Genomic DNA, 24,392 nt, shown 5'->3' with positions numbered 1-24,392 from the left:
TCAGTTCAGCTGCCGAAGACCTGGAACTCCCACAGCGAGTAGCCGTACTGGGTGGCCCGGGCCGTCCCGTTCACGCGGACGTAGCGGCCGGAGCCGGACACGGGCAGCGACTGGTTGCCGCCGGCGCCGGTGGTGGTGCTGTAGATGTTCGACCAGGTGCTGCCGTCATTGGACGTCTGGATCTGGAAGGCCTTGGCGTAGGCGGCTTCCCAGCTCAGATCGACGCGGCTGATGGCGTGGGTGGCGCCGAGGTCGACCTGGAGCCACTGGGGGTCGCTGAAGGCGGACGACCAGCGCGTGCCGGTGTTGCCGTCAACGGCGTTGGCAGCGGTGAAACCGGTGTTCTCGGACGACGAGGAGGTGGCGGTCTTTCCCTGCGACAGCAGGGAACCGGTGCCACCACCGGAGGTCGGCGAACCGTACAACGCCAGCTCGTAGAGGGAATCGCCCCACTGGGAAGCCCGGCCGGTGGCCAGGACCCGCACGTAGCGGGCGGTGGCCGACAATGGTGTGGACTGTATGTCCTGTGGGGAGTTGTTGTTGGTGTAGGCCGTTGCCCAGTTGGCGCCGTCGGTGGAGGTCTGTAGCTGGTACGCCGACGCGGTGGCGGCCTCCCAGGTCAGGGTGGCGTGGTTGAGGTTGTAGTTCTGCCCGAGGTCGACCTGCAGCCACTGGGGATCGCTGAAGGTGGAGGACCACCGCGTGGTGATGTCGCCGTCGGTGGCGTTGGACGCCGGGAACTGCGCGCTCTCGGCCGACGACGCGGTGGTGGGCTTGCCCTGGGCGATGTTGGTGCCGTAGTTGGGCGACTTGTTGTACACGGCCACGTAGTCGACGTTCAACGACCCGCCGGACGCGGTGGCGGCGTTGGGGCCGCCGCCGAACGCGGCCGGGAAGGCGCCGCCGATGGCCAGGTCGAAGATGATGAAGTAGCTGTGGTCGACGGCGTTGGCCCAGGTGGTGGCGTCGACCTGGTTGGAGCTCAACGAGAAGTACTGCGTCCCGTCGAGGTACCAGCGGATCTGCTCGGGCGAGGTGGAGCGGTCGAGCTCGACGGCGTAGGTGTGGTAGCCGGTCTGGCAGCCGCCGCAGGCTCGTTCACCGCTGCCGAGGCCGGTGCCCTCGTTGCACGGGCCGCCGGGGCTGACGCCGCAGTGCAGCGTGCCGAACAGGGAGCTGCGGCCGTTGATGTCCTCGAGGATGTCGACCTCGCCGGAACCGGGCCACACCTGGCCGATCCGCAGCGGCGCGCCCAACATCCAGAATGCCGGCCAATATCCGGCCCCGTTGGCCGTGGACAGGTCGGGCTGCTGGATGGAGGCCTGGATCCGCACCACGCCGCCGGGCTGGGCGCCGAAGCCGTCGGCCTGGGTCTCGACACGACCGGACGTCCAGCCGGAATTCGGGTCACCGCCGGAATGCAGGGCCTTGAGCACCAGGTGGCCGTTGCCGTCGTGGTAGACGTTGTCGGTGCTGGTGGTGGTCGTCTCGATCTCGCCGGTGCCGAAGCTGGAACCGGGACCGGCGTCGTAGCGCCAGGTTCCGGTGTCAAGGCCGGTGTTCGCGGCGCCGGTGAAGTCGTCGCTCCAGGTGGTGGTGAAGCCCGCCGGTGGGGCGGGCACTGCGGAGGGCTGCGCGACGGCGGCCTCCACGATCGTCGGCGCGGTCATGGCGACCGCGCTGGTGGCTGTCAGGGTCAACGCGAGCAGGCCGGTGGCGAGCCGTCCGGGCGAGCGGACCAGGCGCGCACACTTGTCCCTGATCGACATGGGCACTCCTTGCGGGCGGGCAGGGCGACCGCATCTGGCGGGAGGCGTCACCGACGTAGGTAACAGGGAGCATTGCGAGAGCGCTCTCACGAGGAAGCATCTCCCTCGATTCCGTTGACGTCAAGGGGTGTGCCGCCAGACGCGTCAACATCCTTGACATCTGGCCGTAATCGTATGAACCTGCCCGTTGAGAGCGCTCTCCCCCTGCCCCCTGTCGGCTCAGGAGAGACCATGTCCACCACCGCACCGCGACGACGACTTCGCGGATCGCTGCTGCTCGCCGTCGCCGCCATGACGGCCACCCTGTTCGGCGCCGTTCCCGCGCACGCCGCGGGAACGCTGATCTCGCAAGGCAAGGCCGCCACGTCATCGTCCACAGAGAACGCCGGTTTCGGCGCGGCCAACGCGGTCGACGGCAACACCGGCACCCGCTGGTCATCGGCCTTCAGCGACCCGCAGTGGATCGAGATCGACCTCGGCGGCGCCGCCACGATCAACCAGGTCGTGCTGAACTGGGAGGCCGCGTACGGCAAGGCCTTCCAGATCCAGGTCTCCGACGACAACGCCAGTTGGAAGGACATCTACGCCACCACCACCGGTGCCGGCGGCACGCAAACGCTGAACGTGACCGGATCCGGACGCTACGTGCGCATGTACGGCACGCAGCGCGGCACTCCGTACGGCTACTCGCTGTTCGAGTTCCAGGTCTTCGGCGCCGGCGGCGGCTCCAACCCCGGCGGCGGTGGCACCGGCGCCCCGCCCGACTCCTTCTGGGGCGACACCAGCACCATTCCCGCCGCCAACAACGTGGTCGAGGTGAAGATCCTCAACCGCACCAACGGCAAGTACCCGGACAGCCAGGTGTACTGGAGCTTCAACGGCCAGACCCACTCCATCGCCGAGCAGCCCTACCTCGACATGCCGGCCAACTCCGCCGGCCGCATGTACTTCTACCTCGGCTCGCCCACCAGCCAGTACTTCGACTTCATCGAGTTCACGGTCGGGGCAGCGGTGTTCAACGGCAACACCACCCGGGTCGACGCCTTCGGGCTCAAGCTGGCCATGCGCCTGCACGCGCACGACGGCTACGACGTCCAGGTCGGTGAGGACTACCAGACCTTCCAGGAGGACCGCGCCGCGACCTTCCAGAAGTTCGTCAACGAGGTGCCCGCCGAGTTCAAGCAGCTCGCGCAGGTCCAGTCCCCGTACCGGATCCCCGCTCCCGGCAGCGTCGCGGCCTTCCAGCCCGGCGGCCAGTACGCCAACTACTTCACCTCCTACGCCCAGTCCGTCGGCGTCAACGAGACCACGCAGTTCATCTTCGGCTGCGCCAACTCCATGGCCGGCAACCCGACCATGTGCGCCGCCCTGAACCGCCACACCGCCCAGCTGCCCTCCTCCCAGCAGCAGGACCCGTCGCAGTTCTACAAGGCCGCGCCCGGCAACTACTACGCCAAGTTCTGGCACGACCACAGCATCAACCACCTCGCCTACGGCTTCCCGTACGACGACGTGGCCGGCCAGTCCTCCTTCGTCTCCCACGGCAACCCCCAGTGGCTGGAGGTCGCCGTCGGCTGGTGACTCGTGTGCCGCTCGGCGGAACGGCGATCGTTCCGCCGAGCGGGCATGCTGGTGCGGTGCGAGTAGTGGTGCTGTCCGACACTCACGCGCCGCGCCGGTGGAAGGCCTGCCCGCCGAGGGTGGCCGAGCACCTGCGGGACGCCGACCTCATCCTGCACGCGGGCGACGTGTGCGTGCCGTCCGTGCTGGACGAGCTCGCGGTGTACGCGCCAGTACAGGTGGTGCTCGGCAACAACGACGGTCCCGACGTCGCCGCCTGGGGCGCGCCGGAGGCGCTGGAGCTGGACATCGACGGCCTGCGGGTGGCGATGATCCACGACAGCGGCCACAAGGACGGCCGGGCCGCTCGCATGCAACGCCGCTTTCCACGCGCCGACCTCGTGGTGTTCGGCCACTCGCACATCCCGATGGACGTCACCGAGGCCGGCGTGCGGATCTTCAACCCGGGCTCGCCGACCGACCGCCGTCGCCAGCCGCACGGCACGATCGGCCTGCTCACGGTGGCCGAAGGGCAGCTGGTGGAGGCGGCAATAGTCCCGGTGGCCTGACTACTCCATCCGGGTTACGGTGGCAGGCGTGGCGGGACGGTCGGCGGTGCCGGAGCCGGTGGAGCCGATGCTGGCGAGCTCCGACGGGGGAGAGTTGCCGGACGGCGACGGGTGGTCGTACGAGTTCAAATGGGACGGGTACCGGGCGGTAATGCGGGTGGCCGAGGACGGCACGACGCGGCTCAACAGCAGGAACCTCAACGATTTAACCGTCAGGTACGCGGAGCTGACGGAGCCGGGGCTGCCCACCTCGGCGGTCATCGACGGGGAGATCGTGGCGCTGGACCGGAATGGGGTCCCGGACTTCAGCCTGCTCCAGAACCGGGCGGTGAAGGTGCAGTACTTCGCCTTCGACCTGCTGAGCGTCGGCGACACGGACCTGACGGACGAGCCGTACGGCCGACGCCGGGAGCTGCTGGCGGAGCTGGGGGCGACGAGCCCGAGGATCTCGATCACGCCGTACTACGACCACGCCGACATCGACCCGAACGAGCTGCTGCGCATCGCGGCGGCCTCGCGGCTGGAGGGGCTGATCGCCAAGGTCACGAACTCCCGCTACCACCCGGGCCGCCGCAGCACGGAATGGCTCAAGCACCCGTTCATCCACACCCAGGAGGTGGTGCTGGGCGGCTGGCGGCCGGGGCAGGGCCGCCGGGACGGCACGATCGGGGCGCTGCTGCTCGGCGCGTACGACGACAGCGGGCTGCGGTACATCGGCGACGTCGGCACGGGCTTCACGGACCAGGCGCTGCGTGACCTGCAACGCGAACTGGAACCTTTGGCCCGCAAGGATCCTCCGTTCGTCAACACGGTGCCGAGAGAACGGGCGCGGCGGGTGCACTGGCTGCGGCCGGAGCGGGTGGGCGAGGTGGAGTACCGCAAGTTCACGGTGGACGGCGTGCTGCGGCACTCCTCGTGGCGCGGACTGCGGCCGGACCGCCGCCCGGACGAGGTGCGCTGCCCCGAATAGCCGGCTCGAACAGCTGGCCGGATTAGCCGTGCCCGCAGCGGGTATTCGATCAGAGTGGAGCAGAAAGAGCTGCTGCGCTCGCTGGCCAAGGTCGCGAACACGTTGCACGCCGCCGACGTGCCGTTCGCGCTGACCGGCGGATGCGCCGTGTATGCGCGTGGTGGCCCGCCCACCACGCACGACGTGGACGTCCTCGTGCGGGAAGAGGACACGCCGCGAGCGGTGAGTGCCTTGGTGGCGCAGGGAATGCGCGCCGCCGACACGCCGCTTGACTGGCTGGCCAAGGTGTACGACGGCGATCGGCTGGTGGATCTGTTGCACCACCCCAATCGGGAGCCCGTCACCGAGGACGTCCTCAAGCGGGCGGAGTGGATGCGGGTGGGGCCGGCGGAGATGCCGGTGGCCACCGCGACCGACCTGATGGTGGACAAGCTGAAGGTGTTCGGGCCGCATCGCTGCGATTTCACCGACGTGCTGCCGATCGCGCGGGCGCTGCGCGAGCAGGTCGACTGGAAGCAGGTGTGGGACCGCACCGCCGAATCACCGTACGCGGAGGCGTTTCTGTTGCTGCTCAAGCGATTGGACATCGAGGAGGTCGTGCCGTGAACGTGCCGCAGTACGACGTGGCCGCGCTGCGGCGTGCGCTCGCCGAGGACCCGCGGACCGCGGAGCTGGGGGTGCACGTGCGCATCCGCGGCGACCAGCTGTTCCTGTCCGGGGATGTCGCGTGCGAGCAGCGCCGGGCGGCGATCGCCGAGGTCGTCACCGAGCACACGGACGGAATGGTGCTGCACAACGAGGTGCACATCGTGCGGGCGGATCCGCCGACCGAACAGGAGGATCTGCGATGATCCGGGTCGCCGCCGTCGGCGACGTGCATCTCGGCGTCGACACGAGGGGAACCCTGCGCCCGTCTTACGAAAGCATCGCCGAACAGGCCGATGTGCTGCTGCTAGCCGGTGATCTGACCCGGCTCGGCACCGCGGCCGAGGGCGAGGTCGTCGCCGACGAGTTCGCCGAGCTGGACGTGCCGGTCGTGGCGGTGCTGGGCAATCACGACCACCAGTCCGACGCCGAGGACAAGATCGCCGCGCTGCTGGCCGACCGGGGCATCACCGTGCTGGAGGGCAGCGGAACGGTGATCGACGTCGACGGCACGCGGATCGGCATCGCCGGCGCCAAGGGCTTCGGCGGCGGGTTCGCCGGCAAGTGCGGGCATGCCTTCGGGGAGCGCGAGATGAAGGCGTTCATCCATCACACGGAGGACGTCGCCGAGCAGTTGCGGACCGCGCTGCTGGGGCTGACCGCCGACGTCCGGGTGGCCTTGACGCACTACTCGCCGTCGGCCGACACGCTGCGTGGCGAGCCGCCGGAGATCTTCCCGTTCCTGGGCTCGTACCTGCTGGCCGAGGCGATCGACGACAGCGCCGTCGACCTCGCCGTGCACGGGCACGCCCACTACGGCAGCGAGGCCGGCACCACCGCCGGCGGGGTGCGGGTGCGCAACGTGGCCCAGCCGGTGATCCAGGCCGCCTACCGGGTCTACACGTTGGAGCCGGTCTCGACCGTCTCGGAGTGAGCCCGGATCTCGGCCGCCTCGGCGTGGAAACCGGCGTCGTCCAACAGGGTTTCCGCCTGCCGCCAACACAGTCCGGCGTCCGCCGGCTTGCCGGCCGCATGTAGCACGTGGCCGAGCTGCCGCAGCGCACGGGCGTGTTCCTGCCGCAGCTCCAGGCCCTCGGTCGTGGCGACGGCCCGCTCGGCCAGCGCCAGCGCCGACTCCGGCGAGTTGGTCAGCAGCCCGACCCAGCTCAGCAGCCGCCACGCCCACGCCTTGCCGGCCATGTCGTCGTGCTCGTCGAAGAACACCAGCGCCTGCTGCACCTCGGTGCGCGCGGTGTCCTTCGCGCCCATCCGCAGGTACGTCTCGGCCAGTGTCAGCCGCAGGTTGGCCACCAGGTCCGGGTCGCCGAGCTGGTGCGCGTCGGTCAGGCTGGCGTGGATCTGCTCGACGGCCCCGGCCAGCTCGCCGCGGGCGTGCAGCACCCGGCCCAGCTCCAGCGCCGCCGACAGCATGCCCATCCGGTCGTCCAGCTCGGTCGCCGTCTCCAGGGCCCGGCGCAGGTACGCCTCGGCCGCGGAGTTCCGGCCGGCCCGCCGCTCGATCGCGCCCAGCGAGCACAGCACGTCGACCTGCCCGTGCCGGTTGCCGGCGGTCTCGAAGCGCCGCATCGCCATCTCGTGGCACGCCCTGGCCTCGGCCTGCCGGCCGAGCCACTCGTGCATCCAGCCGACGCCGTGCCAGGCGTAGCCGGCGCCGTCGGCGTCGGCCAGGTACTCGAAGACGTCCTTGGCCCGGGTGAAGTCGCGCTGGGCGTCGGCGAAGCGGTGCTGACGGCTGTTCAGCAGGCCACGCTGCTGCACGAGGATCGCCTCGGCCGGTGTCGCGCCGACGGCGGCGGCCAGGCCGAGCCCGTTCGACATCTCCCAGTCGTCGAACCGGGCGCGCAAGTCGCAGGCCGCGGCGCCGGCGATGGCCAGCCGGGCCGTCTGCTCGGCCAGGCCCATGGCGGCGCACTGGGCGATCACCCCGCCCAGCGTCATCCACTCGGCGTCGAACCAGCCGGTCGGGTCGGCCAGCAGCCGCTCGCCCAGCACACCGGCGTCGCTGACGGCCAGCCGCGGGCCGCGCTGAGCGATCTTGTGGTCGGCGCACTCGGCCAACGCCACCCACTGGTCCATCAGCGCGACCAGCGCGGCGTCGTCGGCGTCGCCGAGGTCGCGGCCGAACACCCGGAGCAGGTCGTGCAGGCGGTAGCGGGTCTGCCCGAGGGCGTCCCAGCCGACGGTGTCCACCAGCCGGGCGTCGACCAGCGCCTCGACGTGGTCCTCGGCGGTGTCCGGGTCGACGCCGAGCAGCGGCCCGGCCACCCAGGCCGGGAAGTCGGGCGTGTCCAGCCGGGCCAGCAGCCGGAACGCCCGCTGCTGCGGCTCGGCCAGCTCCCGGTAGCTCAGCGTCAGGCTGGCCCGCACGTCCAGGTCGCCGAACCGCAGCTCGTCCAGCCGTCGCCGCTCGTCCGACAGCCGGGCGGCCAGCTGCGTCAGCCGCCAGTGCGGCCGCGCGACCAGCCGGGCCGCCGCGACCCGCAGGGCCAGCGGCAGGCGGCCGCAGTACTCGACGAGCTGTTCGGCGGCCGCCGGTTCCGCCGCCACCCGCGCCGGGCCGAGCACCTCGGTCAGCACCCGGACGGCGTCGCCGGGAGTGAGCACCGCCAGCGGCAGGACCTGGGCCGACTCCAGGCCGGCCAGCACCGATCGGCTGGTCACGAGCGCGGCGGACGTGGTCGTGCCCGGCAGCAGCGGCCGGACCTGGGCCTCGGTCGCGGCGTTGTCCAGCACGACCAGGATCCGCCGGTCGGCGACCCGGTCGCGGTACAGCGCGACGCGCTGGTCCAGCGCCGCCGGGATCGCCGCGCCGGGGGTGCCCAGGCCGCGCAGCAGGCGGTCCAGCGCCTCGGCCGGCTCCACCGGGCGTTCCTGCGACTGCAGGTCCAGGTACAGCTGGCCGTCCGGGTAGCAGCTGCGGACCAGGTGGGCGACGTGCACGGCCAGGCTGGTCTTGCCGACGCCGCCGGGGCCGGTGATCATCCACACCCGGCGCGAGTCCCGCTCGGCCCGCAGGCTGTGCGTCATCCGGACGACGTCCTCGGTGCGCCCGGCCAGCGTGGCCACGGCCGGCGGCAGCTCGCAGCGCGGGGCCCACGCCGGCTCCGCCCGCTGTGGCACGCTCACCGGCTCGGCCGAGCCACCCAGCACGGCCTGGTGCAGCTCCCTGAGCTCGGCGTTCGGATCGATACCCAGCTCGTCGGCCAGCACCTCGCAGCAGCGCCGGTACGCGTCCAGGGCCTGCGCCTGCTGCCCGCCGTGGTGCAGAGCCAGGATCAGCTGGGCCCAGAACCGCTCACGTAACGGGTGTTGCGTTACAAGGTCGCGCAGCTCGTCGACGAGCGCCTCGTGCCGGCCGAGCCGCAGCTCGACCTCGTTGCGCCGCTCCACCGCGTCCCACCGGCGCTCGTCCAGCCGCAGCGACTCGGTCGGATGGCCGGTGAACGCCGGCCCGCGCCAGAGGCTCAGCGCCTCGGTCAGCAGGCGCGCCTCCTCGGCCGTGTCCTCGGCGCGTTCCGCCTGCCGGGCCTGCGACCGCAGCCGGTCGAACCGGATAAGGTCGAGGGCGCTCGGCTCGATCCGGATCGAGTAGCCGCCCGGCACGGTCCGCACCAGGGAGCTGTCGCCAAGGGTGTTGCGCAGCCGCATCACGTGGGTCTGCAACGTGGCCCGGGCGCCGTCCGGCGGATCCTCGCCCCACAGCCGGTCGACCAGGTCGTCCGCGGAGACGGGTTCGTTGGCGCGCACCAGCAACACCGCCAGCAGCAGCTGCTGTTTGGTCGAACGCAACTGGACCGTTCGGCCCTCGTGCCGGGCCAGTAGCGGCCCGAGCACGCCGAACTCCCACCCGACTCCGGACATGGCCCCCACTGCGCAGAACTCGACAGGGATCGAACGAAAGCGACTGTACATCGAGGCGTCAGCGAAAAGTCAGCGTCGCGTGCGGTCCGCGGCCAGCAGCTGATTCGTGCTCGGTTGCCGCGAAGTCACGCCCCCGGGCCGTGACCGGGTCACGGTGACCTGAGTCACGGTCGGTGGCCTCGTTCGCGGCACCCGTCAGGCCGAAGTCAGGGCCGGCGGCGAGAGTTCCCCCAGCAGAGGGGATGGACCATGATGATTCGCAAACTGTTGTTCGGCCTGGTGGCGGTGGCCGCGACGCTGGCCACGCTCGGCGCGGGCCCGGCCCAGGCCGAGTCGGCCCCCGGCTGCTCGGGCACGGTGCAGATCGGCACGACGGCCTACGTCGACTACGGCGGCCAGCACATCGCCTCGGTCAAGCAGTTCAAGGGCTGCAACAGGAACTGGGCCTACGTGTACGCCTGGCAGGGCTTCGTGGACAGCGGCAAGGGCTTCACCCTGCGCACGGCGATCGGCGCCTTCGGCAGCACCAGCCAGCAGGAGGCCGACCGCTACCTCGGGCTCACCATCGGCCACCACAACCAGCGCGAGCTGTGGTCGCCTGGCACGGACACGCTGACCACCTGCACGGCCGCGTTCGGCGGGGTCTCCATCGCCGGCGTCAGCAGCACGCCGGACAACCACACGTCAATCAGGTGCTGATGATGATGCTGCGGAAACTGTTGTGCGCCACGGGTGTCGCGGCGCTGGCGATGGCCGGCCTCGGGACCGGGGTGGCCCAGGCCGAGCAGGCGCCGGGGTGTTCGAGCACGGTGCAGATCGGCTCGACCGCCTACGGCGCCTACCAGGGGCAGAACGCCATCTCGGTCAAGCAGTTCAAGGGCTGCAACCAGAACTGGTCGTACATCTTCGTGTGGCAGAGCTTCCGGGACAAGCACATCGCCTACCGGGCGCATGCCGACGTGTACGTGCAGTTCGACGGCGGCATGTCGTGGGGCGACGTGGACAAGGGCGGCAGCCCGGTCGAGCTGTGGTCGCAGGGCACGAACACGCTGGACACATGCACCGCGGCGTCGGGTTACATCCAGTGGGACAACGACAAGACCGTGGCCGCGAAGACCGGATGGCGTTGCTGAGAGGGGAAACCGTGAAGTTCATGCTGGCCGCCGCGGCGTCGTTGGCGCTGGTGGCGGGCGGTCTCGGGGCGGGTGTGGCGCAGGCGGAGTCCGCGCCGGGCTGCGCCAGCACTGTCCAGATCGGATCGACGGCGTACGCCAAGTTCCAGGGACAGACCATTGCCTCGGTGAAGCAGTTCAAGGGCTGCGACAAGAACTGGGCCTATATCTACGTGTGGGACAGCTTCCGCGCACGGGGCCTGCACTACCTGCTGACCGCTGCCGTCGAGGTCAATCCCGGCCCGAACGCCACCTACAAGGGCGGCAAGGACAAGCTCGGCGACCCGGTCGAGCTGTGGTCGGCCGGCACCGACACGCTGTCGGACTGCACCGCCGGCTACGGCCTGATTTCCCTTTACCAGTACGACAACTACCCGGCATGGACGGACACCCGATGCTGAGATCCCTGGTCGTGGCGGCTGCGGCGGCCGCGCTGGTGATGGGCGGTCTCGGGGCGGGTGTGGCGCAGGCGGAGTCGGCGCCGGGATGTTCGAGCACGGTGCAGATCGGCTCGACGGCGTACATCAAGTTCCAGGGGCAGGACATCGCCTCGGTGAAGCAGTTCAAGGGCTGCGACAAGAACTGGGCCTACATCTACGCCTGGGAGAGTTTTCGCCAGCGCGGTCTGCACTGGTTCCTCTCCACGGCGGTCGATGTCAACCCCGGCCCGAACGCCGTGTATGAGGGCGGCCAGGACAAGATCCACAGCCCGATCGAGGTGTGGTCCGCGGGAACCGACACGTTGTCGGACTGCACCGCGGGCTACGGAATGATCTCGGTCATCGGATACGACAACTTCTCGGCTTGGACGGACACACGATGCTGACGGCGAAACTGCTGGGGATCGCGGCCGCGGCCGCGTTGGCGATGGGCGGTCTCGGGGCGGGTGTGGCGCAGGCGGAGTCGGCGCCGGGCTGTTCGAGCACGGTGCAGATCGGCTCGACCGCGTACATCAAGGACGGCGGCGAGACCGCCGCCTCGGTCAAGCAGTTCAAGGGCTGTGGCCAGAACTGGGCCTACATCTACATGTGGACGGCATACCTGGCGCATCATTCCAACTTCTACCTGACGGCGGCGGTCGACGCCGGCGCGGAGGGGCTGGGTTTCGTGCGTGGCAACAAGAACCAGCGTGAGGTGTGGTCGTACGGCACCAACACGCTGACCATGTGCACTCGTGCAGCCGGGGACATCACCTTCGTGAACGGTCCGATGCTGTACACGGAGACCGACACGCGTTGCTGAGAAGGAGAGTTGTGAAGTTTCTCGGAGTCGCGGCCGTTGCGGCCGCGTTGACCGTCACCGGTCTCGGGGCGGGTGTGGCGCAGGCGGAGTCGGCGCCGGGGTGTTCGAGCACGGTGCAGATCGGCTCGACGGCGTACGTCACCTACGGCGGCCAGACCATCGCCTCGGTGAAGCAGTTCAAGGGTTGCGACAAGAACTGGGCCTACACCTACGTGTGGGACCAGTTCCGGGACAAGCGCACGGACTACACCATCGACACCTACATCGACGCGGGCACCGACCCGCTGGGGTACCAGGTGAGCGGTCGGGGTGCGCACGAGCTGTGGTCGTCCGGCACGAACACGCTCGGTGTCTGCACCCAGGCCGCCGGCTCGATCTGGTCCACGAGCGGCAATGACCTCGGCGGTGCGGAGACCAGCAAGCGCTGCTGACCCGAGCGGCAACGCGCGAAGCCCCCGAGCCGAAAGGCCCGGGGGCTTTGTCGTGCCTGGGTGTGCTGTCAGCGAAAAGTCAGCGTCGCATGCTGGCCGGCGCCAGCAGCCGAATCACGATAGGGCGCGCCGAAATCACGCCCCTGACCGTGACCGGGTCACGGTGAGCTGGGTCACCGCCACTGGCGCCTCGGATCGGCCCGCGCCAGTGACCGGTCAGGGCGGAGTCAGCGGCGGCGGCGAGTGTTCTCTCTGACCGAGGGACCGCTACTCCTGGAGGGGAACATCGATGAACAAGACCATCGGCCGGGTGCCGGCATGACGCGCGTCCGGACGATCACGCTCGTGCTGGCCCTGCTCGCCGGCCTGCTGGCCACCGCCGGCGCCGCGCAGGCCGAGACCCCGCCCGGCTGCGGCAGCACCACCCAGGTCGGGCCGACCGCGTATGTCGACTACGGCGGCCAGCACATCGCCTCGGTCAAGTGGTTCACGGGCTGCGACAAGAACTGGTCGTACGTGTACGCCTGGCAGTCCTTCGTGGACAAGAGGAAGTCGTTCTTCCTGACTTCCGCCATGGCCATGTACACCACTCCCGCCCAGCCGGATCCCGACTACTCCGTCGGGCTGGTCCACGGCAGGACGGGCCAGCGCGAGCTGTGGTCGACCGGCGTCAACGCGGTGCGCAAGTGCACCGCGGCCCTCGGCGACGTCGCGATACTCAGCGACGACGTGTTCATCGACGCGCACACGGAGATCAGGTGCTGACGACAATGCGGAAACTGTTGTGCGGCACGGCTGTCGTGGCCGCCATGCTGGCGACCGTCGGGGTCGGCCCGGCGCAGGCGGAGTCTGCGCCGGGCTGTTCGAGCACGGTGCAGATCGGCTCGACGGCCTACCGCTCGTACCTGGGGCAGGTTGTCGCCTCGGTGAAGCAGTTCAAGGGCTGCGGCCAGAACTGGGGTTACATCTACGTCTGGCAGTCCTTTGTGGACGGGAAGCTGCCGTTCTACCTGGAGGCCGGCGTCGCCGTGTTCGACAGCCCGACGCATCGACAGCCCGATCGCTACCTCGGTCTCACGCGGGGCAAGGTCGGCCAGCGCGAGCTGTGGTCGACCGGTGCGGACACCCTGTCCGCGTGCACCGCCGCCTACGGCCTCATCTCCATCAGTGGCGCGGACGACCACGACACCCTCACCTCGATCAGGTGCTGAGGAGCAACCATGAAGATCCTGTTGGCCGCCGCGGCGTCGTTGGCGCTGGTGGCGGGCGGTTTCGGTGCCGGCACGGCGCAGGCGGAGTCGGCGCCGACCTGTTCGAGCACCGTGCAGATCGGCTCGACCGCGTACATCAAGTTCCAGGGGCAGGACATCGCCTCGGTGAAGCAGTTCAAGGGCTGTGACAAGAACTGGGGCTACATCTACGTCTGGGAGAGCTTCCGCCAGCGTGGTCTGCACTGGTACCTCCTCGCGGCGGTGAACGTCAACCCCGGCGTGCACAACGTCTACCAGGGCGACACGACCAACGTCGACAGCGTGAAGGAGTTGTGGTCCACGGGAACCGACACGTTGTCGGAGTGCACCGCGGGCTACGGACTGATCTCGATCGTCGGATACGACCACTACTCGGCTTTCACGGACACCCGATGCTGACGGCGAGACTGCTGGGGATCGCGGCTGCGGCCGCACTGGTGATGGGCGGCCTCGGATCGGGGGTGGCGCAAGCGGAATCCGCGCCGGGCTGTTCGAGCACGGTGCAGATCGGGTCGACGGCGTACATCATGGACGGCAACCAGACGGCCGCCTCGGTCAAGCAGTTCAAGGGCTGCGGCCAGAACTGGGGCTACGTCTACGTGTGGACCGCCTACCTGGCGAAGCATTCGAACTTCTACGTGTTCGCCGCCATCGGCGACGGCGGGGAGCCGATCGGCCTCGTTCGTGGCGACAAGAACCAGCGTGAGGTGTGGTCGTACGGCACCAACACGCTCAACGTGTGCACCTGGGCCGTCGGCGACATCGATTTCGTCAGCGGTCCGATGCTGCACCAGGACACCGACAAGCGCTGCTGAAGGGACGAACCATGAGGTTGCTGGGAGTCGTGGCCGTTGCGGCCGCGTTGACTGTCGCCGGTCTCGGGGCGGGCACCGCGCAGGCGGAGTCGGCGCCGGGGTGTTCGAGCACGGTGCAGATCGGCTCGACGGCGTACGCGAAGTACCAGGGGGAGATCAGCGCGTCGGTGAAGCAGTTCAAGGGCTGCGGCAAGAACTGGGCGTACATCTACGTGTGGGACCAGTTCCGGGCGAAGCACCTCGACTACTACCTCATCTCCTTCATCGCCATCGGCGACGATGCCTTCGGTTACAAGGAGAGCGCGACGGGTGCGCGCGAGCTGTGGTCGTCCGGGACCGACACGCTGGCGGCGTGCACGCGCGCTGACGGCGCCATCTTCGGCCGCGATGCGGACTACGGCTACGCCGAGACCGACCAGCGCTGCTGACCAAGAGGGAGACAGGCATGAAGTTCCTTGCAGTGGCGGCCGCTTCGGTCGCGTTGGTGGTCGGCGGTCTCGGTTCCGGCGTGGCGCAGGCGGAAACCGTGCGGGGTGTTCGAGCGCTGTGCAGATCGGCGCGACGGCGTACATCGACTACGGCGGCAGGCACATCGTCTCGGTGAAGCAGTTCAAGGGCTGCGACAAGAAGTGGGCGTACATGTACGCCTGGCAGACCTTCGTGGACAGTCACAAGTCGTTCTTCATGACCTCCGGCGTCGGCGTGTTCGGACTGGTTACCCAGCCCGATCCGGACTACCTCGTCGGTGTCGTGCACGGCAGGACCGGCCAGCGCGAGGTGTGGTCGTCGGCCACCGACACCGTGACGAACTGCACCTCCGCCGTGGGCGACATCGCCCTCGTCACCGACGACAAGTTCCTCCAGGTCTACTCGCAGATCAGGTGCTGACCGGGACGCGGAACGCGCACCGGAGGGGAGAAGTCGTGAAGTTCATGCTGACCGCTGCCGCGTCCTTGGCGCTGGTGGCCGGGGGCCTGGGCACCGGAGTGGCTCAGGCCGAGGCGGCGCCCGGGTGTTCGAGCACCGTGCAGATCGGCTCGACCGCGTATGCCAGCTACGAGGGGCAGACCATCGCTTCGGTGAAGCAGTTCAAGGGCTGCGGCAAGAACTGGGCGTACACCTACGTGTGGGACCAGTTCCGGGCCAAGCGCCTGGACTACTACATCGCCACCTTTGTCGACTCCAGCGCCAACGACGTCGGATTCCGGACGAGCGCGAAGAACGCGCGCGAGTTGTGGTCGGGCGGCACCGACACGCTGACGATCTGCACCTGGGCCGCGGGTGCGCTCTACATGGGCGACAAGACCTACGGCGCGGTGGGGACCGACGAACGCTGCTGATCTCCCGCCAGCGGCGGCCGAGCCCCCGGACCGAACGGTCCGGGGGCTCGGTCAGGCCTGGGCGTGCTGGGGCTTGTGGCGGTGAGCCCGGGCGGTCAGGAGTGGCCGGCCCTGGTCGGCGTGGTCAGTCATGTCTGGGTGTGCTGCTTCTCGCGGTGGCGGGCCTGGCGGGCGCGGTTGGCGCAGGTCTTGGTGTCGCAGAACTTGCGCCGCTCGTCGCCGTGGGCGAAGAACAGCACGCAGTCGTGGTTGGCGCAGCCGCGCAGGCTCGCACCGGCCACGACCTCGACCGCCGAGCGGGCGATGACCGCGAGCGCGCCGCCGCCCCACTCCACGACGGGTCCGTCCGAAGTGGACGACAAGGTGGCCAGGCACCGGTGCGCGGCCTGGTTGATGCTCATCGTGGCGTCCGGTGACGCCGGGCGGCCCTCGACCGCTGAACGGAAGACCTCGCGGATGGCCTCCCGTAGCTCGCGGAGCTCGTCGCCGTCGACGGCGCCCAGGTTCGGGTGCAGGTCGAGCCAGGCCGTCAGGGCTTCGTCGTCGGCGATCAGGTCGACGTCCCGGCCGCGCAGCCGGACCACGGTATTGGCCAGGTCCACCGCCAGCGGCTCGCCGACCAGGGCAAAGGTCGTCACGACAATCAGAGTAACGCATCGGGCGTTACCTGTGTTACGGTCGTTGAAGTAACGCATAAGGCGTTACTTCGACTTCGACGGAGGATGTCATGGCGATCCGGTACCGCAGGGCGACCGTGGACGGGCTGTCGGTGTTCTACCGCGAGGCCGGCGATCCGGGGCGGCCCACGCTGCTGCTCCTGCACGGCTTCCCGACCTCGTCGGTGATGTTCCGGGACCTCATCCCGCTGCTGGCCGACGACTTCCACCTGATCGCCCCCGACCTGCCCGGCTTCGGTCAGACCGACATGCCGACCGTCGAGGAGTTCGACTACACCTTCGACCGCCTGGCCGACGTGATCGACAAGTTCGTCGACCGGCTCGGGCTCGGCCCGTTCGGCATCTACGTCCAGGACTACGGCTCACCGGTCGGCTTCCGGCTGGCCCTGAAGCGCCCCGACCAGGTGCGGGCGATCATCACCCAGAACGGCAACGCCTACGAGGAGGGCCTGGTGCCCGAGTTCTGGGCCCCACTGCGCGAGTTCTGGGCCGACTGGAACCCGGCCACCGAGGCCCCCGTGGCCGGCGCGCTCACCCCCGACATGACCGTCTGGCAGTACCTGCACGGCGAGCCCGACCCCGAGCTGGTCAGCCCCGACGCCATCGCCCTCGACAACGCCCTCCTGGCCCGGCCCGGCGCGCGTGAGGTGCAGCTCAAGCTGTTCCACGACTACCGCACCAACCCGCCGCTCTACCCGTCGTGGCAGGCCTTCCTGCGGGAGCGCCACCCCGGCGTCCTGGCCGTGTGGGGCGGCAACGACCAGATCTTCGGCCCCGACGGCGCCCGCGCCTTCGCCAAGGACGTCCCCGACGCCGAGATCCACCTCCTCGACGCCGGCCACTTCGCCCTCGAATCCCAGGCGCCCACCATCGCCACCCTGATCCGCGCCTTCACCCCCAAACACCTCCCCTGACCCCGCGAGTCCCGCTCTCGGACACCCATGTGTCGACTTCCGACACCCCCGCGAGTCCCGCCCAGCGTCACACCGAAACCCGCTGCCCAGCACAGTCGAACGTCACATGCGCGTCGTTGTTGCCTCCCTGAGGCACGTGCGGACCGCATGTGAGGCAACGGAGGAGACGGGGGGAGGTGAGACTGGGGGCTCAGTTGTGCGTGAAAGCGGGTTTCGGTGTGCCGGAGAGCGGGACTCGCGGGGGATGGGGGCGGTGGTCTGGCCTGGGGGCGCGGGCGGGGCCAGGATCGGGGGTATGAGCGACAGGGTGAAGACGGGGATGCGGGACCACCTGATGCTGCACTTCGCGCAGCACGCGAAGCTCCGCGAGGGGGAGTATCCGCTGGTCATCGAGCGTGCCGAGGGTGTGCATGTGATCGACACGGACGGAAACCGCTACCTGGACGCGCTGTCCTGCCTGTTCTGCGCCCAACTTGGCTACTCCTACGGCGCGGAGTTCGCCGAGGCGGCGACGGCCCAGCTCACCCGCCTGCCGTTCAACACGAACTGGAACACGGCCCACCCGCCGGCCATCGAGCTGGCGGAGCGGCTCGCCGAACTGGCGCCGGCGGGGATCAACCGGGCCTTCTTCACCTCGGGTGGCTCGGAGTCGGTGGAGTCGGCCTGGAAGATCGCCCGCCAGTACCACGTGGCCAACGGCCAGCCGCAGCGCGTGAAAGCGGTTGCCCGACGCACGGCCTACCACGGGCAGACCCTCGGCGCCCTCGCCCTGACCGGCATCCCGGCGCTGAAGGAGCCCTTCGGCCGCCCGGCGATCGACGTCGTGCATGTGCCCAACACGGGTGAGGGCGACCTCGCCTTCCTGCTCAAAGAGACAGAGGCGGCGATCGTCGACGCCGATCCGGGCACCGTCGGCATGCTGATCGCCGAGCCGGTGCAGAACGCCGGCGGCTGCTTCACGCCGCCGGCCGGCTACTGGGCGGGCCTGCGCGAACTGACCGACCGCTACGGCATCCTGCTCGTCGCCGACGAGGTCATCACCGGCTTCGGCCGCATCGGCGAGTACTTCGCGGTGCCGGAGATCGTGCCGGACATGATCACCATCGCCAAGGGCCTGACCTCGGCCTACGCCCCGATGGGCGCCGTGCTGCTCAGCGACCGGGTGGCCGAGCCGTTCTACCGCCCGGGCCAGGCGCTGTCGCACGGCCTGACCTTCGGCGGCCACCCCCTGTCGGCGGCGATCGCGCTGCGCAACCTGGAGATCTTCGAGCGGGACAAGATCCTCGACGGCGTCCGCGAACTGACCCCGCACCTGGGCGCCCGCATGCGTGAGCTGGCGGAACTCGACATCGTCAAGGAGGTCCGCGGCGACGGCTTCTTCTACGCCGCCGAGCTGGACGTCGAGGACCTCGCGCCCATCGCGGCCGGCCTCAGGAACGCCGGCCTGATCGCCCGCACGGACAGCCGCGGCAAGCCGGTCGTGCAGATCGCGCCGCCCCTGGTGTGCGAGCGGCAGCACCTGGACGAGATCGTGGACAAGATCGGCGGCGTTCTGAGTGAATATCTACAGAAAGATTGACGTCTCGCGCCAAATCTGTAGAAAATAGGAAGCCCTACCACGAGGAGGCGGACCGTGCAGGTGTCCTTCGACGCGCACCCGGACAGCTACCGGCACTGGCGCCTGCGGGTCGAGGGGGAGCTGGCCTACCTCGTGCTGGACGTGGACGAGACGGCCGGCATCGCGCCCGGCTACGAGCTCAAGCTGAACTCCTACGACCTGGGCGTCGACATCGAGCTCTACGACGCGACCCAGCGGCTGCGCTTCGAGCACCCGGCCGTCCGCACGGTGATCGTCACCTCGGGCAAGGAGCGGGTGTTCTGCGCGGGCGCCAACATCCGCATGCTCGCCGCGTCCAGCCACGAGTGGAAGGTGAACTTCTGCAAGTTCACCAACGAGACCCGCAACGGCATGGAGGACGCCACCGAGCACTCCGGCCAGACCTACCTGGCCGCGGTCAACGGGTCCTGCGCGGGCGGCGGCTACGAGCTGGCCCTGGCCTGCGACCACATCGTGCTGGTGGACGACAACTCCTCGGCGGTGTCGCTGCCGGAGGTGCCGCTGCTGGGCGTCCTGCCCGGCACGGGTGGCCTGACCCGGGTGGTCGACAAGCGCCGGGTGCGCAAGGACCGGGCCGACGTGTTCGCCACCCGCAGCGACGGCATGCGCGGCAAGGCGGCCGTCCAATGGGGACTGGTCGACGAAGTCGTGCCGCCGCGCCGGTTCGACGAGGTGGTCAAGGAGCGTGCGCTGGAGACGGCGCGGCACTCCACGCGGCCGCAGGACGCCCAGGGCGTCGAGTTGACGCCGCTGGAGCGTGAAATCGACGAGAACGGCACCCGCTACCGGTATGTCACCGCCGTTCACGACCGCGAGCTCGGCCTGGTCAAGATCACCGTGCACGCTTCGGCCGATGAGAACTGGCCGCTGACCGTCACCCGTGAGCTCGACGACCTCATCCTGAGGCTGCGCACCAACGAGACCGAGCTCGGCACCTGGGTCTTCACCACCGCCGGCGACCCGGATGCCGTGCTGGCGCAGGAAAACCGCCTGCTGAATGACGATTCGTGGCTGGGCAACGAGATCCGGCACTACTACAAGCGGGTCCTCAAGCGCTTGGACGTCACCAGCCGCAGCCTGATCGCCCTGATCGAACCGGGCTCCTGCTTCGTCGGAATGCTGCTGGAGCTGGCCTTCGCCTGCGACCGGCAGTACATATTGGACGGTCCGCCGATCGACGACGAGGACAGCGACGAGCGGGCGGCGATCCGGCTGAGCCCGGCCAACTTCGGCCCGTTCCCGATGGGCAACGGCATCACGCGGCTGCAATCCCGCTTCTACGGCGAGGATGTGGCCCGACTGTCCGAAACGGACAAGCCGATCGACGCCGCCGAGGCGGCCGAGGCGGGCCTGGTCACCGAGGCCTTCGACGACATCGACTGGGTCGACGAGATCCGGATCGTGCTGGAGGGCCGGGCATCGCTCAGTCCCGACGCGCTGACCGGCATGGAGGCCAACCACCGGTTCGTCGGACCGGAGAGCATGGAAACCAAGATCTTCGCCCGGCTCACGGCCTGGCAGAACTGGATCTTCAACCGGCCCAACGCGGCGGGGCCCGAAGGCGCCCTGAAGCGTTACGGGACCGGCCAGAAGCCGGTGTTCGACCGGAAGCGAGTGTGACCATGGGCAGCCCCATCAACTATGACGAGAAGATCCCCAACAACGTCGACCTGTCCTCGGACCGGCGGCTGCAGCGCGCGCTCGAAGGCTGGCAGCCCAAGTTCATGAACTGGTGGTCGGAGATGGGGCCGACGCTGGAGACGCACGACGTCTACCTACGCACCGCGGTCAGCGTCGGCCGCGCCGGCTGGGCCCACTTCGACCACGTGCCGCTGGGCGAGTACCGGTGGGGCATCTTCCTGGCCGAACGCGAGCAGCAGCGGACCATCGGCTTCGGCGAGCACCGCGGCCAGGAGGTGTGGCAGCAGGTGCCCGGCGAGTACCGGGCCGACCTCCAGCGGCTGATCGTCATCCAGGGCGACACCGAGCCGGCCTCCGTCGAGCAGCAGCGCCTGCTCGGGCTGACCGCGCCGAGCCTCTACGACCTGCGCAACCTGTTCCAGGTCAATGTCGAAGAAGGCCGGCACCTGTGGGCGATGGTGTACCTGCTGCACGCGTACTTCGGCCGCGAGGGCCGCGAGCAGGCCGAGGATCTGTTGCTGCGCAACAGCGGCAACCCCGACTCGCCCCGCATCCTCGGCGCCTTCAACGAGGAGACCGCCGACTGGCTGGCGTTCTACATGTTCACGTACTTCACCGACCGCGACGGCAAGTACCAGCTGGGCACGCTGAAGGAGAGCGCGTTCGACCCGCTCTCGCGGACGTGCGAGTTCATGCTCAAGGAGGAGGCGCACCACATGTTCGTCGGCACCACCGGTGTCGACCGCGTGGTGGCCCGCAGCGCCGAGCTGATCCGTGAGCACGACACGTTCGACATCGCCCCGCACGGCGGCATCCCGCTGGAGATCATCCAGAAGTACATCAACTTCCACTACACGGTGTCGCTCGACCTGTTCGGCAGCGAGACCTCGACCAACGCCGCCAACTACTACACGGCCGGGCTCAAGGGCCGCTGGCAGGAGGGCCGGCGCAAGGACGACCACAAGCTGACCGACACCGGCTCACTGCTGGAGGCGCCGCAGGCCGACGGCACGTGGGGCGGCGAAGAGCTGTCCACGATCCTCATGCTGAACCTGGACCTGCGCAACGAGTACATCGCCGACTGCGAGCACGGCGTCACCCGGTGGAACCGGATCCTGGCCGAGGCCGGCATCGACCGCAAGCTGCGCCTGCCGCACCCGGGGTTCAACCGCAGCGTCGGTGTGAGCTCGGGCTTCCACATCTCGCCCGAGGGGGAGATCCTGGACGAGGCGACGTGGCACAGGGCCCGCGACCGGTGGCTGCCGACCGGCCAGGACCTGGCGTTCGTGCAGTCGTTGATGCGCCCGGTCTACGAACGAGGCAAGATCGCTTCCTGGGTCGCGCCGCCGACCAACGGCATCAACGGCAAGCCGTTCGAGTACGAGTACGTCCATCTGGCCTGAGGAGCACCGATGCCGGACCGGTTCAACGCCGCCGAGTACTTGGTCGACCGGCATGCGGAATGCGGTCACACCGCGGTTGTGACGAGCCGGCGGACGCTGTCGTACTCGGAGCTGGCCCACCAGGCGCACCGGGTGGCGGCAGGCCTGCGGGAGCTGGGCGTGCGGCCGGAGGAGCGGGTCGTGCTCAGCATGGCCGACGACGTGGAGATGCTCGCCGCCGTGCTCGGCGCGATGTACCTGGGCGCGGTGCCGGTGCCGGTGTCGACCATGCTGACTCCGGTCGAGCTGGCCACGCTGCTGGCCGACTCGCGCAGCCGGATCCTGTTGGTGTCGGCCGAGTTCGCGGAGGCGTGCCAGGCCGCCGTCGAGCTGGCGCCGGAGATCGACACCGTGGTGCTGGACGGCGCGGCGGAGTTCTCGGCGCGCCAAGGCGTTGCCGTGCATCCGTGGGATGACCTGACGGGCGTCGGCGTGTTGGAGACGCCGTACCGGACATGGGGCGACTCGCCGGCGCTGTGGCTGTACACCTCCGGCACCACCGGGCAGCCCAAGGCGGCCATGCACCGGCACGAGAGCATTCGCGCCGTCGGCACGTACTACGGAAACGGGGTGCTGGGCCTCAATCCTGAGGACCGCTGCCTGTCGGTGTCGAAGCTGTTCTTCGCCTACGGGCTGGGCAATTCCTGCTTCATGCCGTTGGCCGCCGGTGCGGTGGCCCTGTTGGAACGCTCACGTTCCACGCCGCAGCTGATCGCCGCCCGCGCCGCCGCCGACCGGGCGACGGTGTTGTTCGGCGTGCCCACCTTCTATGCCGCCACCCTGGCCAGTGACGTCCCCGACGACGCGTTTTCCACCGTGCGGCAAGGAGTATCGGCCGGGGAGGCGCTGCCGGCGGTGCTGTTCGACAAGTTCCGCTCGCGCTTCGGGGTGGAGATCCTGGACGGCATCGGCTCCACCGAGGCGCTGCACATCTTCTTGTCCAACCGGCCCGGCGAGGCCGTCGGCGGCACCAGCGGCGTGCCCGTGCCCAGCTACGAGGTGGAGATCCGCGACGAGGCCGGAAACCCCTCCGACACCGGAGATCTGTTCGTCGACGGGCCGTCGACCGCGACCGGGTACTGGTGCCGCAACGACATCACGCGCGAGGTGTTCCAGGGCCGGTGGCTGCGCACCGGCGACACCTACCAGCGCAACGGCGACGGCACCTACACGTATCTGGGGCGCAGCAACGACATGCTCAAGGCCGGCGGCGTGTGGGTGTCGCCGTTCGAGGTGGAGAGCCGGCTGCTGGCGCACCCGGACGTGGAGGAGGTCGCCGTGGTGTCGGCGACTGATCTCTCGGGGCTGCAGAAGCCGGTGGCCTGTGTGGTGCCGGCGGTCGGGCACAAAGTGGACGAGGATGCCCTGATTTCCTGGTGTCGGGACGGCCTCGCCTCGTACAAGCGGCCGCGGGCGGTGGTCGAGGTGGCCGAGATGCCCAAGACGGCCACCGGCAAGATTCGCCGGAACGTGCTGCGGGACATGGTCAAGGGTGTGCTGACCGATGATCGTTGACGCCCATGTGCACGTGCCGCGCCTGTCCACGTTGAAGCCGGCGTGGCTGGAGTGGGCCGACCAGTTCAGCGGCGACCATCCGTGGCGCTCGGTGTACGACGCCGACGGCGTCCCCGTTCCGTCCAAAGTCGACGACCTGCTGGCCGGGCAGGGCGTCGACCGGGCACTGCTGTTCTGCGAGTACAGCCCGCGGGCCACCGGAATTCAGCCGATCGAGGACCTGCTGCCGATCGTGGCCCACAACCCGGTGCGGTTCCGGCTGGTGGCCAACGTGAATCCGCACCTGCACCACCCGCTGGCGTCCGAAGTGGAGCGTCAGCTGGACCTCGGGGCCGTCGCGGTGAAGTTGCATCCCGTGCACGGCTGCTTCTCGCCCGGCGACCGCGAGGTCTACGCCGTGTACCGGGTGTGCGAGGAGCGCGGCGTGCCGGTGATCTTCCATTCGGGAGTGTCCAGCTTCCCCGGATCCCGTTCCAGCTACGGCGATCCCGCGCTGCTGGTCGACGTGGTCGAGGACTTCCCGGCCGTGCAGTTCGTGTTCGCCCACGGCGGCCGGGGCTGGTGGTACGACACCGCGGCCTTCCTCGCCCTGGCCAAACCCAACGTGTGGCTCGACCTGGCCGGTCTGCCACCGCGGAAGCTTCCCGAGTACTACGCCCGTTTCGACCTGCGCCGGCTGGCCGCCCGCTGGATCTTCGGCACCGACTGGCCCGGCGTGCCCGGCGCGGCCCGGAATGTGGCCGCCCTCGGTGAGTTGATGCTGCGGGAACTGGGGCTGGGGGAGGAGCTGCTGGGCGGGGTGCTCAGCGGAAACGCCGCGAAGGTGTTTCCGGGGTTGGATGTGTGACCCCCTGATGCAGGGAAGGACGCCTTACCCTCGTTGAACGCAGGGAAGGACGCCTTACCTGCATGCGGCCATGCAGGTAAGGCGTCCTTACCT

At 69.4% G+C, this 24,392-nt stretch carries 28 protein-coding genes; 25 read left to right on the top strand and 3 right to left on the bottom strand.

What is annotated here, in order from left to right:
- Nucleotides 1–5 precede the first annotated feature (5 nt).
- Entirely contained in the window at nucleotides 6–1,769 is a 1,764-nt protein-coding gene (locus AB0M73_RS39765; RefSeq protein ID WP_363902724.1) for a discoidin domain-containing protein, read from the bottom strand.
- Between the two features lie 231 nt (nucleotides 1,770–2,000).
- On the opposite strand from AB0M73_RS39765, the gene AB0M73_RS39760 reads away from it, so the two are divergent.
- Genes AB0M73_RS39760 through AB0M73_RS39735 form a run of 6 tightly spaced genes read left to right on the top strand, consistent with a single transcriptional unit; the run spans nucleotide 2,001 to nucleotide 6,447 of the window.
- The gene (locus tag AB0M73_RS39760) at nucleotides 2,001–3,350 is read left to right on the top strand and encodes a beta-1,3-glucanase family protein (RefSeq protein WP_363902721.1); all 1,350 of its coding nucleotides are present in this window, start codon (nucleotides 2,001–2,003) and stop codon (nucleotides 3,348–3,350) included.
- Nucleotides 3,351–3,406: 56 nt separating this feature from the next.
- Nucleotides 3,407–3,898 (top strand): metallophosphoesterase family protein, encoded by a 492-nt coding sequence (locus AB0M73_RS39755; protein WP_363902718.1) that lies wholly within the window; start codon nucleotides 3,407–3,409, stop codon nucleotides 3,896–3,898.
- A gap of 28 nt (nucleotides 3,899–3,926) precedes the next feature.
- On the top strand, nucleotides 3,927–4,868 hold the full coding sequence (ligD, locus tag AB0M73_RS39750) for a non-homologous end-joining DNA ligase (protein ID WP_363902715.1): 942 nt from the start codon (nucleotides 3,927–3,929) through the stop codon (nucleotides 4,866–4,868).
- Between the two features lie 48 nt (nucleotides 4,869–4,916).
- Entirely contained in the window at nucleotides 4,917–5,474 is a 558-nt protein-coding gene (locus AB0M73_RS39745) for a nucleotidyltransferase family protein (RefSeq protein ID WP_363902799.1), read from the top strand.
- Nucleotides 5,471–5,719, top strand: a complete 249-nt coding sequence (locus AB0M73_RS39740; RefSeq protein WP_363902712.1) for a BON domain-containing protein — start codon at nucleotides 5,471–5,473, stop codon at nucleotides 5,717–5,719. The genes AB0M73_RS39745 and AB0M73_RS39740 overlap by 4 nt, the downstream gene beginning before the upstream one ends.
- Nucleotides 5,716–6,447 (top strand): metallophosphoesterase, encoded by a 732-nt coding sequence (locus tag AB0M73_RS39735; protein WP_363902709.1) that lies wholly within the window; start codon nucleotides 5,716–5,718, stop codon nucleotides 6,445–6,447. Before AB0M73_RS39740 ends, AB0M73_RS39735 begins: the two co-directional genes overlap by 4 nt.
- Here the strand turns inward: AB0M73_RS39735 and AB0M73_RS39730 are convergent.
- Complete coding sequence (locus AB0M73_RS39730) at nucleotides 6,411–9,395, bottom strand: BTAD domain-containing putative transcriptional regulator (RefSeq protein ID WP_363902706.1); 2,985 nt, start codon at nucleotides 9,393–9,395, stop codon at nucleotides 6,411–6,413. The two genes, AB0M73_RS39735 and AB0M73_RS39730, sit on opposite strands and share 37 nt — an antisense overlap.
- A gap of 249 nt (nucleotides 9,396–9,644) precedes the next feature.
- Here AB0M73_RS39730 and AB0M73_RS39725 point away from each other — a divergent pair, with 249 nt between their 5' ends.
- The 13 genes from AB0M73_RS39725 to AB0M73_RS39665 all read left to right on the top strand — a co-directional run bounded on the left by AB0M73_RS39725 (nucleotide 9,645) and on the right by AB0M73_RS39665 (nucleotide 15,645).
- Nucleotides 9,645–10,094, top strand: coding sequence for a hypothetical protein (locus AB0M73_RS39725; protein ID WP_363902703.1), 450 nt, complete (start codon nucleotides 9,645–9,647; stop codon nucleotides 10,092–10,094).
- 2 nt (nucleotides 10,095–10,096) lie between these two features.
- The gene (locus AB0M73_RS39720) at nucleotides 10,097–10,528 is read left to right on the top strand and encodes a hypothetical protein (protein WP_363902700.1); all 432 of its coding nucleotides are present in this window, start codon (nucleotides 10,097–10,099) and stop codon (nucleotides 10,526–10,528) included.
- Complete coding sequence (locus AB0M73_RS39715; protein WP_363902697.1) at nucleotides 10,516–10,968, top strand: hypothetical protein; 453 nt, start codon at nucleotides 10,516–10,518, stop codon at nucleotides 10,966–10,968. Before AB0M73_RS39720 ends, AB0M73_RS39715 begins: the two co-directional genes overlap by 13 nt.
- Nucleotides 10,962–11,393, top strand: a complete 432-nt coding sequence (locus AB0M73_RS39710) for a hypothetical protein (RefSeq protein WP_363902694.1) — start codon at nucleotides 10,962–10,964, stop codon at nucleotides 11,391–11,393. The genes AB0M73_RS39715 and AB0M73_RS39710 overlap by 7 nt, the downstream gene beginning before the upstream one ends.
- Entirely contained in the window at nucleotides 11,387–11,809 is a 423-nt protein-coding gene (locus tag AB0M73_RS39705) for a hypothetical protein (protein WP_363902691.1), read from the top strand. The genes AB0M73_RS39710 and AB0M73_RS39705 overlap by 7 nt, the downstream gene beginning before the upstream one ends.
- A gap of 11 nt (nucleotides 11,810–11,820) precedes the next feature.
- The gene (locus tag AB0M73_RS39700; RefSeq protein WP_363902688.1) at nucleotides 11,821–12,240 is read left to right on the top strand and encodes a hypothetical protein; all 420 of its coding nucleotides are present in this window, start codon (nucleotides 11,821–11,823) and stop codon (nucleotides 12,238–12,240) included.
- A 318-nt stretch (nucleotides 12,241–12,558) separates the two neighbouring features.
- Complete coding sequence (locus AB0M73_RS39695; protein ID WP_363902685.1) at nucleotides 12,559–13,005, top strand: hypothetical protein; 447 nt, start codon at nucleotides 12,559–12,561, stop codon at nucleotides 13,003–13,005.
- Nucleotides 13,006–13,010: 5 nt separating this feature from the next.
- Nucleotides 13,011–13,451, top strand: a complete 441-nt coding sequence (locus AB0M73_RS39690) for a hypothetical protein (protein WP_363902682.1) — start codon at nucleotides 13,011–13,013, stop codon at nucleotides 13,449–13,451.
- Between the two features lie 9 nt (nucleotides 13,452–13,460).
- Nucleotides 13,461–13,889, top strand: a complete 429-nt coding sequence (locus AB0M73_RS39685; protein WP_363902679.1) for a hypothetical protein — start codon at nucleotides 13,461–13,463, stop codon at nucleotides 13,887–13,889.
- Nucleotides 13,883–14,305: a hypothetical protein gene (locus tag AB0M73_RS39680; protein WP_363902676.1), complete on the top strand. Its 423-nt coding sequence runs from the start codon at nucleotides 13,883–13,885 to the stop codon at nucleotides 14,303–14,305. The genes AB0M73_RS39685 and AB0M73_RS39680 overlap by 7 nt, the downstream gene beginning before the upstream one ends.
- 11 nt (nucleotides 14,306–14,316) lie before the next feature.
- The gene (locus tag AB0M73_RS39675) at nucleotides 14,317–14,733 is read left to right on the top strand and encodes a hypothetical protein (RefSeq protein ID WP_363902673.1); all 417 of its coding nucleotides are present in this window, start codon (nucleotides 14,317–14,319) and stop codon (nucleotides 14,731–14,733) included.
- A gap of 118 nt (nucleotides 14,734–14,851) precedes the next feature.
- Nucleotides 14,852–15,193, top strand: coding sequence for a hypothetical protein (locus AB0M73_RS39670; protein WP_363902670.1), 342 nt, complete (start codon nucleotides 14,852–14,854; stop codon nucleotides 15,191–15,193).
- Nucleotides 15,194–15,228: 35 nt separating this feature from the next.
- Nucleotides 15,229–15,645 (top strand): hypothetical protein, encoded by a 417-nt coding sequence (locus AB0M73_RS39665; RefSeq protein ID WP_363902667.1) that lies wholly within the window; start codon nucleotides 15,229–15,231, stop codon nucleotides 15,643–15,645.
- Nucleotides 15,646–15,773: 128 nt separating this feature from the next.
- On the opposite strand, the gene AB0M73_RS39660 is transcribed toward AB0M73_RS39665, so the two are convergent.
- On the bottom strand, nucleotides 15,774–16,283 hold the full coding sequence (locus AB0M73_RS39660; RefSeq protein WP_363902664.1) for a CGNR zinc finger domain-containing protein: 510 nt from the start codon (nucleotides 16,281–16,283) through the stop codon (nucleotides 15,774–15,776).
- An 89-nt stretch (nucleotides 16,284–16,372) separates the two neighbouring features.
- Between AB0M73_RS39660 and AB0M73_RS39655 the strand changes: the two genes are divergently transcribed.
- The 6 genes from AB0M73_RS39655 (at nucleotide 16,373) to AB0M73_RS39630 (ending at nucleotide 24,299) form a co-directional block, all read left to right on the top strand.
- Nucleotides 16,373–17,236 carry an alpha/beta hydrolase gene (locus tag AB0M73_RS39655; protein ID WP_363902661.1) on the top strand — a complete coding sequence of 288 codons (864 nt, stop codon included), beginning with the start codon at nucleotides 16,373–16,375 and terminating at the stop codon, nucleotides 17,234–17,236.
- Nucleotides 17,237–17,531: 295 nt separating this feature from the next.
- Nucleotides 17,532–18,815: an aminotransferase class III-fold pyridoxal phosphate-dependent enzyme gene (locus tag AB0M73_RS39650; RefSeq protein ID WP_363902658.1), complete on the top strand. Its 1,284-nt coding sequence runs from the start codon at nucleotides 17,532–17,534 to the stop codon at nucleotides 18,813–18,815.
- Nucleotides 18,816–18,875: 60 nt separating this feature from the next.
- Complete coding sequence (boxC, locus tag AB0M73_RS39645; RefSeq protein WP_363902797.1) at nucleotides 18,876–20,474, top strand: 2,3-epoxybenzoyl-CoA dihydrolase; 1,599 nt, start codon at nucleotides 18,876–18,878, stop codon at nucleotides 20,472–20,474.
- Nucleotides 20,475–20,476: 2 nt separating this feature from the next.
- The gene (gene boxB / locus AB0M73_RS39640) at nucleotides 20,477–21,898 is read left to right on the top strand and encodes a benzoyl-CoA 2,3-epoxidase subunit BoxB (RefSeq protein ID WP_363902655.1); all 1,422 of its coding nucleotides are present in this window, start codon (nucleotides 20,477–20,479) and stop codon (nucleotides 21,896–21,898) included.
- Between the two features lie 9 nt (nucleotides 21,899–21,907).
- Nucleotides 21,908–23,452 carry a benzoate-CoA ligase family protein gene (locus AB0M73_RS39635; protein WP_363902652.1) on the top strand — a complete coding sequence of 515 codons (1,545 nt, stop codon included), beginning with the start codon at nucleotides 21,908–21,910 and terminating at the stop codon, nucleotides 23,450–23,452.
- Nucleotides 23,442–24,299 (top strand): amidohydrolase family protein, encoded by an 858-nt coding sequence (locus tag AB0M73_RS39630; protein ID WP_363902649.1) that lies wholly within the window; start codon nucleotides 23,442–23,444, stop codon nucleotides 24,297–24,299. Before AB0M73_RS39635 ends, AB0M73_RS39630 begins: the two co-directional genes overlap by 11 nt.
- Nucleotides 24,300–24,392 lie beyond the last annotated feature (93 nt).

The sequence above is a fragment of the Kutzneria sp. NPDC051319 genome, assembly GCF_040682195.1.
Lineage (GTDB): Bacteria > Actinomycetota > Actinomycetes > Mycobacteriales > Pseudonocardiaceae > Kutzneria.
The sequence above is the reverse complement of the archived record's forward strand: the minus strand, read 5'-3'. Positions and strand labels throughout refer to the sequence as shown.